We start from the raw sequence: 15,370 nt of genomic DNA, 5'->3' as shown, positions 1-15,370 counted from the left end.
TTTGTTTATTCGGCGAGGCCGATCATTTTTCGAGCTTCTCCGGCGCTGGCGACATCGCGGCCGAGGCGCTCGACCAATTCCACGCCCCAATGAACGAGGTCTGCATTCGAGTCCGCTTTACGGCCGCGACGCAGGTAAATCGTGTCTTCGAAGCCGACGCGCATATTGCCGCCCAGCAGCACGGCCTGCGCGGCCATGGGGAAGGAGTGGCGACTGACGCCAAAGCCGGTCCAGACCGCGCCGCGCGGAATCTGGTTTTTCGAATACATCATCGCTTCGGTTGTTGCGGGAAGGCCATATTTCGTGCCGAGCACAAAGGAGAAAGGTGCGTTTTTCGGGATCGCGCCTTTCTCCATCAGGTCGTCAGCGAAAACAAAATCACCGGCTTCGAAACATTCGATTTCCGGCAGCACGCCAGCATCCTGAATCATGTGTCCCATGCGTGTGATCATCGGGTCGAGATTGATCGCAACGCCGCCCCAAAGCTGCATGGTGCAAATGTCGAGGGTGCACATGTCGGGTTTGAGATCGAGAATATGCTCAAGCCGTTTTTCGGCGGTGAACATCAATGTTCCCTTTTCGGCCGGCGCCGGCATCTTCGGGTCTTCATCGCTCTGCATCCAGGTGCAGCCCGGGCCGGTGGTGATGTTGAAAATCACTTCGTTGTTTTTTTCGCGTATGAGTGAGGCGACCTCCTGGTAGTGCTCAAGCTCTGTCGAGATGCCGCCGGTTTCCGGGTTTCGCACATGAATATGGAGGATCGATGCGCCCGCTTCCGCGGCGGCGAGGCCAGCCTCGGCGATCTCAAGGGGCTTTACGGGAAAATTCGGGTGGTCCGGCAGCGGCGACGAGCCCGTCAGCGCGCAGGTGATAATGACTTTTCCGCTCATGGTCTTTCCTTCGGTTTGGTCTTCAGTTTGGCGGCGACTTCGCCCTAGGTCGCAATATGAATCTCAATTCATATGGTCGAGGAGTACTATTATCGGTAATACGATAAATTATGCAGCAGAATCGCTCAGAATTAGCCCGCTTCCTGAGGAACGCCCGGAACCGCCTCAATCCGGCGGATTTCGGCATCACCGCCACGGGCCGGCGGCGCACGCCTGGGTTGCGGCGCGAGGAGGTGGCGACACTCGCTGGCATCAGTCTCACTTGGTACACATGGTTCGAACAGGGACGTGATATTCGACCTTCGGCTGAAGTGCTCGACAATCTGAGCGTTGTTTTGAGGCTGGATGAGAAGGAGCGGGCGTTTCTGTTCCATTTGGCGCAAGGCCGACCGCCGCCGCTAGCTCCTGATGTGCATGAGACCCTCAATCCGGGTGTTCGCCTGGCGCTTGATACGGTGGGCGTGCCGGCGATTGCGATCAATGAAAACTGGTCCGTTATCGGATGGAACAATCTTTATGCTCACATTCTGCGCGATTACGGCGCCCTGCCTGCAGATGACCGCAACATGTTGCGTGTCCTGCTATTGTCCGAGCGATATCAGGAAGACGAAGACGAATTCAAAAAGATGGTGAAACGGCTGACTGCGAAATTGCGCTGGGACTATAGCCGTTCAAAAGACCCAACCTATTTCGACAAGCTGATATCGGAAATGCGTGCGCAATGTCCGGCCTTCGATAAATATTGGCAGGGCACCGAAATTACAGACAGCTTTGAAGCCTCTCATTCAGTGAAATATGAAGGCATCGGGCGGATAGATTTTCACCATACGTCATACGCTATCGAGGGAGTTCTCGGTCAACGGATGGTGCTGTTTTCGCCAGAGAATGACATCAGCAGAACGCGGCTGGAACAGGTCAAGGACGAGCTGAGGAAAGAGTTCGGACATGTTTAGAAACGCAAGCGTTTTTCGCCATCATTCTGTTACATGCGCTGCGAGTGCGAAGCGCTCTGCAAGCACTGTAAATCAACATATTAGCACAGATAACAGGTTTCGCTTTTCATTGCTTATGGAAGCGCACGACGGAAAGTATTTTCGGACTTCATAGCCTATAGCACGGATCAAACTGACAGTAGTCAAAACTCAAGGGAGCAGTAATCGATGACGTCGAAAAATCTTGAAGAAGCCATGAAAAAGGCGGGCGGGCCGGTCACCATGCTTCGCAACTCGCAAGCCGGTCCGAATGTTTATCCCGGCGTGCCGCCGGAATACACGAACTGGCGCGATGAGCAGCGTGGCTGGCAGGAGACATGCGTTCTCTTCAACCAGTCTTACCACATGGCGGATCTCGAAGTGGAAGGGCCGGGCGCCTTTGAATTCCTGAATTATCTTGGCATCAACAGTTTCAAGAATTTCACTGTCAACAAGGCGAAGCAATTCGTTCCAGTGACACCCGACGGTTATGTGGTTGGCGACGTTATCCTGTTCTATCTCGCCGAAAATAAATTCAACCTCGTTGGCCGCATTCCGACCTTGAACTGGATCATGTTCCACGCAGAAACTGGCAAGTGGGACGTTAAAGTCGAACTCGACGAGCGCACCGCGATGCGCAAGGACCAGTCCCGCCGCAAGTCTTATCGGTTCCAGGTGCAGGGCCCGAACGCCATGGCGACCATGGAAAAAGCGCTCGGCAAGAAGCCGCCTGAACTGAAATTCTTCAACATGACGACGCTGAAGATCGCTGGCAAAGATGTCGGAGCGCTGCGTCACGGCATGGCTGGTCAGCCCGGCTTTGAACTTTATGGCCCCTGGGATGACGGCGAAGCGGTGCGTCAGGCGCTGATCGCGGCTGGTGAAGAGTTTGGCCTCAAACTCGTTGGCGGTCGCGCTTATTCTTCAAACACGCTCGAATCCGGCTGGGTGCCGTCGCCGTTGCCTGCGGTTTATTCCGGCGACAGCCTTAAAGACTATCGCGCCTGGTTGCCTGGCACGAGCTATGAGGCCAACGCCTCTATCGGCGGCAGCTTCGTCTCTGACAATATCGAAGATTATTACTTCACTCCTTGGGATCTTTCCTATGGCGGCTTCGTTAAATACGACCATGACTTCATCGGCCGCGAAGCGCTTGAGAAGAAACAAAATGACGATCACCGCATCAAAGTCACGTTGGCGCTCGACAGTGACGAAGTGCTTCAGTGCATCGGCTCGCAACTTCAAAAGGGTGAACGGGCGAAATTCATGGAGTTCCCGTCTGCTGTTTATTCCATGCACCCGTTCGACCGCGTCATGGTCGGCGACGATGTGGCTGGTGTCTCCACCTGGGTCGGTTATTCCTCGAACGAGCGCAAGATGCTGACCCTGGCGATCCTCGATCCGAAATATGCGACGCCGGGCACGGAAGTTCGCTTCGTCTGGGGCGAGGAAAATGGCGGGACGACAAAACCGACCGTGGAGCCGCATTCGCAAACGTCCATCAAGGCGATTGTCAGCCCGGTTCCCTATTCGGAAGTGGCGCGCACCAGCTACGCCGATGTGGATGGCTGGCGCGGCAAACTCTAGGCTGTCGCTACAGTATGAATAATGAAAACGCCGGCTTTCACGCCGGCGTTTTTCTTTTGTGGCTCGGCTTCGCAGATGCATATCGTCACAATTGCTTGCCGTGCAGCCGCGGCGCAGGTTAGCATCATGGTTTCTTCAGGCGCTTAGCGCACAGACTGACTGGATGCAGGATGGCCGCGCCTGAACACTCAACTAATTCGGTTTCAAAAGTCCTGAATGACGCCCCGATGGGCGCGATGCAGATCTTCATCATAACGCTACTGGTCATGCTGAATGCGCTGGATGGCTTCGACGTTCTCGCCATCACCTTTGCAGCGCCCGGGATTTCAGAAGACTGGGTCATCAGCCGCTCCGCGCTGGGGGTAGTTATCGCGGCGAATGTCATCGGCGCCGGCGCCTCCGTTTTTCTGGCGCCTATGGCGGACCGCATCGGCCGGCGTCCCACTATCCTTGTCAGCCTTGTCATCATGACGGTCGGGATGTTGCTCACAGCTTTTGTCAGTTCTCTGACGACATTGATGGCGTGCCGTCTTTTAACGGGTCTCGGCGTTGGATTGATGATCCCGTCTCTTACCGCGGTGGCGGCGGAGTTTTCAAACAATCGCCGCCGCGATCTTGCGGTGAGCGCGATGACTATCGGTTTCCCCTTGGGCGGGCTTATCGGTGGTTTCGTCGCCGCGGATATCGTAGAGGCCGCCGGCTGGCGCGCAATTTTTACGGCCGGCGGGCTTGCGACTGCCGCTTTCATTCCGCTTGTGTGGTTCGGCTTGCCGGAATCGCCGGAATATCTCGCGGCGCGAGGTGGGCCGGATGCGCTCACGAAGATCAACGCCATACTGAAACGGCTTGGCCATTCCCTCGTCGATGAGGCGCGCGCGACAGAGATGAAACGGGAAAGCGCCGATCCGCGGGAGCTTTTGGGGCCGGGCTTGCGGATGCTGACGGTGCTGCTGATCAGCGCTTACTTCCTACATATCATGGCGTTTTATTTTTTCAGCGGGTGGACGCCGAAAATTCTCACTGATGCTGGCTATACGCAATCGGCCGCTATTGCGACATCGGCCATCACCAGCATGGGCGGTGTGACCGGCGGCATCTTTGTAGGACTAGCGTCGGCTTATTTTGGCCTCAAGCGGCTGGCGGTTATCTCAATGGTCGGAACATCCGTCCTGATGGCAGTGTTTGCGATGAATACGGGCGATCTTTTCATTTTGCGCATTGTCGCTTTCGTCCTCGGCATTTTCACGATGGGCGGTATTGTCGGGCTATACGCGTTTCTTGCGCGCGCCTTTCCGGCGCGGTTGCGGGTGACCGGCTGTGCGCTGGCGGTCGCTATCGGGCGGGCGGGCGGTGTTGTCGGGCCTGTGCTCGGCGGCGTGCTTCTCGATGCAGGCATGAACGCCAGCACAGTGTTAACGGCGATCGGCGCGACGGCGACCCTGGGCGCCCTGTTCCTGTTACGCGTGCAATTGAAAGATGAAGGCTAGCGCCTTCTGCGCTCAAGAGTTTGCTGTCAAATCTGCAACATCAATCATGATGTCCGCAGTCTCAGGCAGCGTATCAAGGCAATGGCGCGTCAGGCGCTCATAATGCTGGATGAACCGAGCTATTGCTTCTTCAGTCATCACCTTCGTGGCGTCAGGCCGCGCGGCGCGTAGTTTTCGCTCTTGTCGCAGCCGGTTTTGCAGTACGCTTTCCATGCTATCGATGCGCAGCATGATGAGACGGTCAAGGCGTGAAAAGAGATCCTTGTAATCTGTCTTCAGGCGTTCATTCACGTAGCGCCGCCATATGCCGTCACGGTCTTCGTTCCGCTCCAAGGCGTTAATCGATTGGGTGAGCGCAGCCTCATCCTGTGCGGGCGCGCCGACGCACCAGCCTTCCAGCAAAATGACATCGGCCGGTCCCGGGATTTTACGGTTTTGCGCGAAGCGATCATCGCTCGCCTTGTCGAAAACGGGCGTGGAGACAGTTATTCCCGAGAGTAAGTCGTTTATGGCAGCCGATAACATCGCAACATCATGGGTTCCGGGAACGCCCCGCGTTGCAAGCAGCGGGTGAATCTTCTCTGCAAGCTTTAACCGTGCGCATTTTGGAAGATAAAAATCGTCCAGCGACAGAATGGCGGCGTTGAGATTGAGTTCTGGCAACAGGGCTTCAGCCAGGAAAGCGCAAAGCGTCGATTTTCCACTCCCTTGTGCGCCATTAACGCCAACAACAAGGGGCCCCTGTTTTTCCGCGCGCCAATCCGCGATCTTCCTGGCAAGCGGCCGCCAGTGTTGCTCCACAATATCTTTGTAAGAGGCCGGAAGGTCTTCCCGTGCGATGAGCGCGTCAATCGTATCGCCGGCGCCAGACATTATCAGGCGATACGATCGGGAAGCGGCGAGCCGGATGCAAATGCGTTTACATTCGCTGCAGCTCGGAGCCCCATCGCTTCGCGCGTTTCCACCGTGGCGCTGCCGAGATGGGGCAGGAGCACAACATTTTCGAGCCCGAGCAGAGATGCGGGTACAACTGGTTCGGCGGGATAGACATCAAGCCCAGCCGCGCTTAGCGCGCCTGATTTCAGCGCCGCCGCCAGCGCGTCATGATCGATCACGCCGCCACGCGCTGTGTTGACAAGGATGGCGCCAGGCTTCATCGCGGCGATTTCTTTCGCGCCGATCATATTGCTCGTTTCCGCGCCGCCGGGAACATGCAGAGATACAACATCGCTCCGGCGCAAAAGCTCTTCAAGAGTCGCCATGCGGTTGGCGCCAAGCCCCCTCTCAACATCCGGCGCCGCCGCGCTGCGCGAGTAATAAAGGATGTTCATGCCAAAGCCGTGATGAGCGCGATGCGCTGTCGCCTGGGCGATACGGCCAAACCCAACAAGACCCAGCGTCTTGCCGGAAAGGCTGCGCCCCATAAGATGAGTTGGACGCCAGCCGGACCACCGTCCGTCACGCAATTCCCGCTCGCCTTCACCGGTGCGTCTGGCCGCTGTCAGGATCAGCGCCATGGCGAGGTCGGCCGTCGCATCGGTCAGAACGCCCGGCGTATTCGTCACAGCGACATTTGCCGCTTTGCAAGCAGCGATATCAATATGATCAAAGCCCACCCCAAAATTGGCGAGCAGGCGCGTTAGACGCGGCGCTGCGCCAATTATATCGGCGTCTATTTTGTCTGAAACCGTTGGGCAAATGACATCATACTCGTCAAAGGCTTGCGCTAATCTGGCCGGCGACATCGGTGCGTCTTCAGCGTTCAGCGTCACCTCATAGCGTTCAGTGAGATAGTGTTCCGCCGCTTCAGGCCAACGGCGCGTCACGAGAACGCGCAACCGCTTCGCCGTCATGATTTTATCTCCATCATGCTTCAGCTTTAGCCGATAGGATGTCCTCACGCACGGTGCGGGAGGCGAGGTAGTAATGAACGCCGGACCAGATATTGAAAAGAGCTATGGTCACCAGCGCGTAGCGCAGGGCGTTTGCCTGGAATATGGGGACAAACACATCCGTAATCATACCGGCGATCAGGGGGCCGATTCCCAGTCCAATCATCGTCTGTACGAAAAGAAGCAGCGAGGCCGCGAGTGCGCGGTTGCTGGCTGGCACCAAAGCCTGCGCCATGGCGAATGACGGTCCAAAGAAAACCGATGCAAAAAACGCATTGATGGCGAAGCCAACCATGACGATATTCGTGTCGGGATGGAGATAGCAGAGTAACTGGAACGGCAAGCCGAGGATAACGGACGCGCCGGGCACAAGCATGTAAAACCGCTCGTCATTATATTTCTGCGAGAGCTGATCCGATAAAAATCCGCCGAAAAACGTGCCAAACGCGCCGACAAGAGCGATGGAGGCGAACCATGTGCCGACCTGGCTCGTGGTCATGGCATGGGTTTGCACCAGAAACACTGCATTGAAGTTGCCGGCGCCGTACCAGACGAGCGCATGCATGGCGGCGGCGAGGGCCATATGCAGAAAGGCTGGGCGCTTGGCTACAAGTTGAAGCGCAGAGAAGGGGTTGTATGTTTTTCCTGATGATGGCGCCGCGCGCTTGGGCTCTTTAACAGTAAAGGCGACAAGCAGCGCAACGATGAGCCCGGGGAGTCCCGCGACGATAAAAGTAGTGCGCCAGCCCCACCAGTCATTCCCGTGTCCCCCGAGGTAAAGTCCGATCATGCCCCCTAAGGGAACGCCAAGCGCATAAATAGAAAGCGCAGTGCCGCGTTTTTTCAGCGAGAAGTAATCTGAGATGAGCGAATGTGAGGGGGGCGACCCCCCGGCCTCGCCAATAGCGGTGCCGATGCGCGCGGCCAGCAGCATGGGAAAGCTGCGCGCCAGTCCGCAAAAAGCCGTCATGATGCTCCAGAACGCGATGGAGCCACTCAATATCCATTTACGGCTGGTGCGGTCGGCGAGGCTGGCGATGGGAATGCCGCAGGTTGCGTAAAACAGGGCGAAGGCGATCCCGCCAAGAAGGCCCAGTTGCGTATAGCTTAAGGAAAACTCTTCCTGGATGGCCGGCAGGAGGATATTCAGAATCGACCGGTCAAGCGCATTCACCACATAACCAAGAAAGAGCACGAACAGCACATAATTGCGGTAGGTCGGCTTGTAGGGTTCGACGGTCATAGTGTCCGCCATGAGTTCCTCCTTGAGCAAAGCTGGCTTCTTTTTGCGTTGTATTTTTTAAGGTGTTGGTTTGACGACCATTTTTCCCTCCAGCCACGCAAATCCTTTCTCAAAGAACGATTGATTGCAAGACCCTTCGGATTCTAATCTTTATGGGTAAGGACAAATAACAAGTCAGGGTGCGAAACGGACATATGGCTCAAACCAATCAGAAAAGCTGGCGAGATTTTGAACGCAGCTCCGGCTACCAGCACATCGAAGTCCTGCCGCTAAACGGCGCCGTCGCAGCGGAAGTGAAAGGCGCCGACCTTACAAAGCCGCTTCCTGATGAGGTCTGGCGTGAGATTGAAAGGGCGTTCGCGGAAAACCTCGTCATTTACTTTCGGGACCAGCAAGGCTTTTCGCGTGATGATCATCTTGCCTTTGCGCAACGCTTTGGGCCTCTGCAAAAGATACCGCATATTTTCAGCGTAGACGATTATCCGGATGTGCAGATTGTAGAGCGTCTGGCCGATGACAAACGGATGGTTGTCGGCGAAGGTTTTCATAATGATTCCACTTTTATGGCGACGCCGCCGACGACAGTCACCATGCATGCGATCGACGTGCCCGAGTTTGGCGGCGACACCGCTTTTGCCAATCTCTATCTTGCCTATGAAACGCTTTCTCCGGCGATGCAGGATTTTTGTGAAACGCTTATTGGCGTCAACAGTGCGACCGCTCTGTTCGGAAGCGGGGCAGGCCGGAAAAATGTAATGATGAAAGACATGAAAACTGAGGAAGGCGATAATGAGGTGGAGCACCCTATTGTCGGCGTGCATCCTCGCACTGGCCTTAAACACCTATTCTTCAACCTTGTTTATACCCGCCGCTTGAAAGGCTTTTCGGAAAAGGAAAGCCGGTTGATTTTGGACTTTTTGCATCATCATGTGACGTCCATGGCGTTTACAGGCCGTGTGCGCTGGGAGAATGGCACGGTGTTGATCTGGGATAACTGGGCGGCGCATCACAGCGCGATCGCCGATTATCCCGGCAAATACAGATATATGGAACGCGTAACGACGGGCGGCTTGAAACCTGCCGGCGGGCGTTAGAAAGAGAGAATGAACATGGACGTTAAAGTGGAAAAAGCGCATCCGTTATTCGCCGCCATTGTAACGGGCATCGACCTTTCGGCGCCGCCCACGGAAGAGACCGTGACATGCGTTGAAGATCTCATGGCTGAATATGGTGTTGTCTGTCTTCGCGGGTCCGGCGCCACCGATGATCAGCATATTGCATTCAGCCGCGCGTTTGGTCCGCTGGAATTACCGCCTGATCTGAAGATCAAGAGCGGGTTTAAACCCCGTCTTGCTTATGGGCTTTACGACGCTTCCAATCTTGACGCCGAAGGAAATATCGTCGTGAAGGATACGACGCGGCATAAATATGCAAAAGGCAATGAGCTGTTTCACACCGATAGCTCTTTCAACTCATTGCCTACAAAATGGTCGCTGTTGCTCGCGCATGTCGTGCCGCCCGAGGGCGGCGATACACAGTTTATCGATGCGCGCGCGGTCTATGACGCGTTGTCTGACGAGATGAAGCAGAAGCTGGATGGTCTGGTCGCCGAGCACAATCTCTGGCACTCGCGCGCGCGCGGCGGTTTTTCCACGGTGACAGAGGAAATGAAAAAAGCCATGCCCGCCGCACAGCATCCAATCGTGCGTGAATCCGCCAATGGCCGCAAGACGCTTGTTATTGGCGCTCACGCGGCCAGCATTGTCGGCATGGGCGCGGAAGAAGGTCTTGCATTGATCGACGAACTTAATGCATTCGCCGCGCAACCCCAATTCATCTACGCCCATAAGTGGGAGGATGGTGATCTTGTCATCTGGGACAATCGCTGCACGCTGCATCGCGCAACAGCATTTGAAGATCAGAAGTACAAGCGCGATATGCGGCGCACGACCATCAACGAATATGGTCCCGAGATCGCCTCCACATCACTCGCTTCTGTCCAATAAGTGCGCTGTGTGATTCACTCCATACAGCGCACAATGCATCCTTAAATTTTACCGAAAAGGCGTTTTAAATTATTCGCCAACTGTCTTTTGGTTGGTCTTTGCGGATCATTACTTATCGGCAAGGCGAGGCCGCATCACGCATGGGCGGACAATTGCAATTGTCCGCTTAAATCGATTTTAAGTGCGCACTGAATATACCGGAAATTGATACGGCATCTGAATAAAATGCCGTATAAAGTTTACGGGGCGCGCGCATGGGTTATCATTTAAAAACAGGCTTGACGGTCAGCGCCGCTTTGGCGGCCTTGTTGTCGCCAGGCGCACAAGCGCAATCGACAATCTCAGACCCGCAAGGCTCCGGACCGATTGTCGCCGCGCTCGACTGGCTGCAGGGAAGCCTTCTCGGCAATGTAGCGACCACAGCGGCGGTGATTGCGGTTGCGGCTGTTGGCTTCATGATGCTCACGGGACGTCTCAACTGGCGGTACGGCATTACCGTTGTCGTTGGTTGTTTCATTCTGTTCGGCGCGACGTCTATTGTCGCCGGCATCCGCGCGGCGGCGGGAGGGTGAGCCATGGAAACGCTCCAGACAGCGCCGGTGTTTCGCGCGCTGACCCAGCCGCAAATGTTCGCGGGCGTCACCTATAGTTTTTTTGTCATCAACCTTGTGGCGACCACGGAAATATTTCTGATCACCCGGTCGGGATGGTCGCTTCTCGCCGCGCTTGTCATCCATGCCGCCGGGTATCTCGCCTGCCTTTACGATCCGCGGATATTCGATTTGTGGATCACGAAAGTGAGCCGTTGTCCGCGTGTGCGCAACCACGCCTTCTGGCGCTGCAACAGTTACGCGCCTTGAGGCTGGTAGATGGGAAATCGCGTGCAACATAAAGCCGCCACGCGCCTTGCGCGCCGGGAGGAGAAGGCGGGGGCGCGATTGCCCTATCGGCGTCATCTCGACGGCTCGTCTTTATTGTTGCGCGACGGCGGGTTGATGCAGACATTGCATGTGACGGGGCTTGCTTTTGAGACTGCGGACACCGAAGAACTGAACCATCGCCAGGCCGTGCGCGATGTGATGCTTCGCACCATCAATAATCACCAGTTTACGCTGCATCATCACATTATTCGACGCCGCGTATCGCCGTCACTGGAAAGCGCCTTTCCCGATCCTGTCAGCGGCGGCATTGATCGGTTGTGGCAGGCGCGGCTTGGCGAGCGCAGGCTATTTGTCAACGAGCTTTTCCTGACGCTGGTTTACAGGCCGAAAGCGGGCAAGCGCGGGCTGTTGACGCGCCTCTCCGCCGGGCGCGCCACAGCCGGTGCGCAAGAGGCGCAGGCGCTTAAGGCGCTTAACGGCGCGCGCGAAAGCCTCATGGCTTCGCTTGGGCCATATGGTGCGCGTCTCCTGCAATGCCAGGAAGAAGAGGGCCGTCTTTATTCGGAGCCGCTCGCCTTTCTGTCGCTTCTTTATAATGGAGATTTGCAGCCGGTGCTGGCGCCATCGGAAGATTGCGGGAATTATATTCCCTACAAGCGCACATCATTCGGCGCTGATGCGCTGGAGCAGCGTGGCGCAGGACAGGAAAGCTCGTCGCTCGCTGCAATTATTTCCGTCAAGGATTACCCTTCGGTCACAACGCCCGGCGTGATCGACAATCTACTGCGCCTGCCTTTTGAACTTGTTGTCTCCGAAAGCTTTCACTTTGCGGATCGTCAGGCGGCGCAGGAGAGGATCGACCTCGCCTTGCGGCGACTGCGCGCCGCCGATGATGACACCGTGACGCTGAAACGAGGCCTTAAGGCCGCCAAGGACGATGCGGCGTCGGGCGCAGCCGGGTTTGGCGAACATCATATGACGGTGATGGCCCGCGCTGAAGATATGGAAGCGCTCGACAACGCCGCCGCGCAAACGCAGGCAGCGCTCGCCGATATTGGCGCCATCGCCGTGCGCGAAGATCTGAATCTGGAACCCTCTTTCTGGGCGCAGTTTCCAGGCAATGAAGACTATATCGCCCGGCGCGCCATGATCTCGACGGCGAATTTCGCGGGGCTCTGTTCCATGCATGGCTTTCCCATAGGCGCCGCCGAAGATAATTTCTGGGGCGCGCCGGTGACGATTTTTGAAACGACCGCCTCAACGCCATATTATTTCGATTTTCACGAAGGCGATCTTGGAAATTTCCTGATGATCGGTCCGTCCGGCTCGGGAAAGACGGTCTTTCTCAATTTTCTGCTGGCGCAAACGCGCAAACTCAATTCGCGCATCATTTTTTTTGACAAGGATCGCGGCGCCGAAATTTTTCTGCGCGCGATTGGCGGCCATTATGACATTTTGCGAGAAGGCGAGCCATCTGGTTTCAATCCGCTTGCCATCGCAGACACGCCGGCGAACCGAGCGTTCCTTCGCGCCTTTATCGCCCGCCTCGTCACAGCGCCGGGGCTGGAGCTGACCCCGGAGGAGCGCAGCCTGATCGCTGACGCCGTCGACAGCAATTTTGAGCAGGACCTGTCTTTCCGGCGCCTGCGTTATTTTGTGGAGCTGTTAAGCGGCGCAAGCCGTAGTGTTTCGGGCGGGCTCGCTGCGCGGATGGCGCGGTGGCATGGCGCCGGCGAATATGCCTGGCTGTTTGACAATCCCAGCGACCATCTGCGCATTGATTCGCCGGTCCTTGGGTTTGACATGACCGACATCCTCGATGCGCCAGACCTGCGCGGACCGGCGATGATGTATCTCTTTCACCGCATTGGCCAGCGCCTCGACGGAGCCAGAACGGCTATCGTCATCGATGAAGGCTGGAAAGCGCTGGATGATGAGGTCTTTTCTCGCCGTCTCAAGGATTGGCTGAAGACGATTCGCAAACGCAACGGCATAGTCGGCTTTGTAACGCAGTCAGCGCGCGATGCGCTGGACAGCCAGATTTCCGCAACCATTACCGAGCAGACAGCGTCGCAATTTTTCCTGCCTAATCCGCGCGCGCAGGAAAAGGAATATTGCGGCGGGTTCGGCCTGACTGCTCATGAGTTCGACATTGTGAAGTCCCTGCCGGAACAATCGCGCTGCGTGTTGATCAAAAAGGGCGGACATTCCGTTGTGGCGCGGCTGGACCTTTCTGATTTGCCCGGCGTACTCAAAATTCTTTCGGGCCGGGAGGAAAGCGTGCGCCTTGTGGATCGCTTGCGCCGTGACCATGGCGACGATCCCACCGCCTGGCTGCCGCCTTTCCTTGGGCGCGACGCAAAAGCGTTCGGCATGAAACCCCGGGCGTATCGGGAGGCGGCGGAATGACGAGTGACCTTTGCACAGCGCCTGCAGAAGGCATGATCGCGCCATTGTTGAACCAGGTGGATTGCCAGATCGCGTCCTATGTAGAGACGACCTATGCGACCCTGTTTGGGCCATTCGGTTTTCTGGAGCCGGTGCTCACCGGCGCGCTTACTTTATATATAGGCTTTTACGGCTTTCAGCTGATTATGGGCCGCGGTGGATTAAGTCTCTCCGGTCTTGCGCCAAAAATTCTTTTGATCGGACTGGTGCTCGCTTTTGCAACGCGCTGGGGGGCCTATCAGGCGCTATTCCTCAATCTCTTTTATGGCGGCGCCGATGAGATCGCTGCGATGATGCTAGGCGGCGGTCATGAGAGCGTCTTTATGCGCCTCGATGCGGTGCTAAAAGAACTGATCCGCCTCGCCAATGAATGGAACGTGACGTCGATCAATCAGCCTGACGCATTCGGCGCTATGGCGGCGGCGCCACAGGCGACGCCCGAGCCGGCGTTGCCGAAATCGGCGGGCGCAGTCAATCTCCTCTGGTTCAGCGCCATTACACTCGCGCTTTCAACCGCAGGCGTTTTAATCATCGCAAAAATCCTGCTCGGAGTTTTGCTGGCGGTGGGGCCGCTCCTGATATTGACGGCGCTTTTTCCGGGGACCCGCGGTCTGTTCGAAGGCTGGCTTAAAACCCTCGCGCTTTATGCCCTTGTGGCTGCTTTCGCGACAGCGCTGGCGGGTGGATTGATGCAGCTCGCGGAACCCATGGTGATCGAAATTTCGGATATGCGAGCCTCGGGGCTTGCAGATCCGCAGCCTGTGTTTGTTCTCGCGGTGACGGCGTTTATCTTTGCATTGCTCATGGCGCAGGTTCTGCGGATGTGCGGACGTCTCACTTCCGGTTGGCGGTTGCCCTCAGCGCAGACACAACAAACTTCAACTCAAGGTCAGTCAGAGCAGACGTCAATGGCGGCAAGGCCGTCCAATGACAATGCCCGTGTCGCCGACATGGTTGTTGCGGTGGAGCGAGGCGGCGCCAGCGCGTCGCGCACCCGCAATGTCATTGAAGCCGCGCCCGCTTCGACGCCGAATGCGTCCACTTTGGCTGGCCGTCGCACGCGCCAGCCCTATCGGGGCTTTGGCGGCTCCCAGATGAAGGGGAGGTTCGCATGAGACGGTTTGCGATCATCCTGACGATATTCTGTTGCGCACTGCCGAGCGTCACGCTGGCGGATTCGCGCATCAAGACGCGGAGCTATGCGGAGAATACGGTCTATGCGCTGACCGGTCATCTCGGGTTTCAGACGGTGATCGAATTCAATGACGATGAGACAATCGAAAATGTGGCGATCGGCGATTCTGTCGCCTGGCAAGTGACGCCCAATCGTCGTGGCGATGTCATTATCCTAAAGCCCATCGCGGAAGCGCCGCCCACCAATATGACGGTGGTGACGAATTTGCGTCATTATATTTTTGAATTGCGAGTCAAAAAGGTGTCGGACGCGAAACCGGGAGAGATGGTGTTCGTGCTGCGGTTCGCCTATCCAGGCGAACAAAAAGCGCAGGAGGCGTTGCAGGCGCAAGAGGCGAGTTTTGCCGTTGCGCCGCCCTCGCCGGAAGAGCGCGCCGTCAATCGCAACTATACCTATGAAGGCGATCGGGAAATTTTGCCTGCGCAAGTGTTTGACGATGGCCGCGCCACTTATTTCCGTTGGGCCGAAGGCATGCCGGCGCCCGCAATCTTTCTTGTGGATGAGGACGACAAGGAAAGCGTTATCAATCACGGTTTCGAAGACGGTTTTGTTGTCGTCGACCGTGTGGCGCGCGTCTTTTCCCTGAAGCATGGCGGCTATGAAACGCTCATTCACAATGACGGCTACACGCCGATTGATCCGGGGCCGCAGGCGCCGCAGGCGCGTGAGAAAAAACGCGGTTTCTTCGGCCGGGTGTTTGGCGGCGACAGTAGTGATGACCGGGAGTCGGGCTGATGTGGGCCAGGGGCGGGCGCGACCCGCGATCCGAC

Annotated in this window: 14 protein-coding genes; 10 read left to right on the top strand and 4 right to left on the bottom strand. The window is 56.7% G+C overall.

Features of this window, described 5'->3' with window-relative positions:
* Positions 1 to 5: 5 nt before the first annotated feature.
* Positions 6 to 890 (bottom strand): beta-keto acid cleavage family enzyme, encoded by an 885-nt coding sequence (locus ACFOOP_RS00740; RefSeq protein WP_379878729.1) that lies wholly within the window; start codon positions 888 to 890, stop codon positions 6 to 8.
* A gap of 110 nt (positions 891 to 1,000) precedes the next feature.
* Between ACFOOP_RS00740 and ACFOOP_RS00735 the strand changes: the two genes are divergently transcribed.
* The 3 genes from ACFOOP_RS00735 to ACFOOP_RS00725 all read left to right on the top strand — a co-directional run bounded on the left by ACFOOP_RS00735 (position 1,001) and on the right by ACFOOP_RS00725 (position 4,935).
* The gene (locus ACFOOP_RS00735) at positions 1,001 to 1,843 is read left to right on the top strand and encodes a helix-turn-helix transcriptional regulator (protein WP_379878727.1); all 843 of its coding nucleotides are present in this window, start codon (positions 1,001 to 1,003) and stop codon (positions 1,841 to 1,843) included.
* Positions 1,844 to 2,050: 207 nt separating this feature from the next.
* The gene (gene desA / locus ACFOOP_RS00730; RefSeq protein WP_379878725.1) at positions 2,051 to 3,448 is read left to right on the top strand and encodes a syringate O-demethylase; all 1,398 of its coding nucleotides are present in this window, start codon (positions 2,051 to 2,053) and stop codon (positions 3,446 to 3,448) included.
* A 170-nt stretch (positions 3,449 to 3,618) separates the two neighbouring features.
* On the top strand, positions 3,619 to 4,935 hold the full coding sequence (locus ACFOOP_RS00725; protein WP_379878723.1) for an MFS transporter: 1,317 nt from the start codon (positions 3,619 to 3,621) through the stop codon (positions 4,933 to 4,935).
* A gap of 12 nt (positions 4,936 to 4,947) precedes the next feature.
* Here the strand turns inward: ACFOOP_RS00725 and ACFOOP_RS00720 are convergent, their stop codons facing one another.
* From ACFOOP_RS00720 to ACFOOP_RS00710, 3 genes are read right to left on the bottom strand one after another with little or no spacing between them, the layout of a single operon-like run.
* The gene (locus ACFOOP_RS00720) at positions 4,948 to 5,808 is read right to left on the bottom strand and encodes a kinase (protein WP_379878721.1); all 861 of its coding nucleotides are present in this window, start codon (positions 5,806 to 5,808) and stop codon (positions 4,948 to 4,950) included.
* A 2-nt stretch (positions 5,809 to 5,810) separates the two neighbouring features.
* Entirely contained in the window at positions 5,811 to 6,788 is a 978-nt protein-coding gene (locus tag ACFOOP_RS00715; protein WP_379878719.1) for a 2-hydroxyacid dehydrogenase, read from the bottom strand.
* A 13-nt stretch (positions 6,789 to 6,801) separates the two neighbouring features.
* On the bottom strand, positions 6,802 to 8,082 hold the full coding sequence (locus tag ACFOOP_RS00710) for a spinster family MFS transporter (RefSeq protein ID WP_379878717.1): 1,281 nt from the start codon (positions 8,080 to 8,082) through the stop codon (positions 6,802 to 6,804).
* A 182-nt stretch (positions 8,083 to 8,264) separates the two neighbouring features.
* Between ACFOOP_RS00710 and ACFOOP_RS00705 the strand changes: the two genes are divergently transcribed.
* The 7 genes from ACFOOP_RS00705 (at position 8,265) to ACFOOP_RS00675 (ending at position 15,335) form a co-directional block, all read left to right on the top strand.
* The gene (locus ACFOOP_RS00705; RefSeq protein WP_379878715.1) at positions 8,265 to 9,164 is read left to right on the top strand and encodes a TauD/TfdA dioxygenase family protein; all 900 of its coding nucleotides are present in this window, start codon (positions 8,265 to 8,267) and stop codon (positions 9,162 to 9,164) included.
* 15 nt (positions 9,165 to 9,179) lie between these two features.
* Positions 9,180 to 10,076, top strand: coding sequence for a TauD/TfdA dioxygenase family protein (locus ACFOOP_RS00700; RefSeq protein WP_379878713.1), 897 nt, complete (start codon positions 9,180 to 9,182; stop codon positions 10,074 to 10,076).
* A 254-nt stretch (positions 10,077 to 10,330) separates the two neighbouring features.
* Positions 10,331 to 10,648: a TrbC/VirB2 family type IV secretion system protein gene (locus tag ACFOOP_RS00695; RefSeq protein ID WP_379878712.1), complete on the top strand. Its 318-nt coding sequence runs from the start codon at positions 10,331 to 10,333 to the stop codon at positions 10,646 to 10,648.
* Positions 10,649 to 10,651: 3 nt separating this feature from the next.
* The gene (locus ACFOOP_RS00690; RefSeq protein ID WP_379878710.1) at positions 10,652 to 10,936 is read left to right on the top strand and encodes a VirB3 family type IV secretion system protein; all 285 of its coding nucleotides are present in this window, start codon (positions 10,652 to 10,654) and stop codon (positions 10,934 to 10,936) included.
* A 9-nt stretch (positions 10,937 to 10,945) separates the two neighbouring features.
* On the top strand, positions 10,946 to 13,366 hold the full coding sequence (locus tag ACFOOP_RS00685; protein ID WP_379878708.1) for a VirB4 family type IV secretion/conjugal transfer ATPase: 2,421 nt from the start codon (positions 10,946 to 10,948) through the stop codon (positions 13,364 to 13,366).
* Positions 13,363 to 14,520 carry a TrbL/VirB6 family protein gene (locus ACFOOP_RS00680; protein ID WP_379878706.1) on the top strand — a complete coding sequence of 386 codons (1,158 nt, stop codon included), beginning with the start codon at positions 13,363 to 13,365 and terminating at the stop codon, positions 14,518 to 14,520. Before ACFOOP_RS00685 ends, ACFOOP_RS00680 begins: the two co-directional genes overlap by 4 nt.
* Positions 14,517 to 15,335 carry a TrbG/VirB9 family P-type conjugative transfer protein gene (locus ACFOOP_RS00675; RefSeq protein WP_379878704.1) on the top strand — a complete coding sequence of 273 codons (819 nt, stop codon included), beginning with the start codon at positions 14,517 to 14,519 and terminating at the stop codon, positions 15,333 to 15,335. Before ACFOOP_RS00680 ends, ACFOOP_RS00675 begins: the two co-directional genes overlap by 4 nt.
* Positions 15,336 to 15,370: the final 35 nt, after the last annotated feature.

Origin of the sequence: Hyphococcus aureus (genome assembly GCF_042643165.1) — a bacterium.
Lineage (GTDB): Bacteria > Pseudomonadota > Alphaproteobacteria > Caulobacterales > Parvularculaceae > Hyphococcus > Hyphococcus aureus.
The sequence above is the reverse complement of the archived record's forward strand: the minus strand, read 5'-3'. Positions and strand labels throughout refer to the sequence as shown.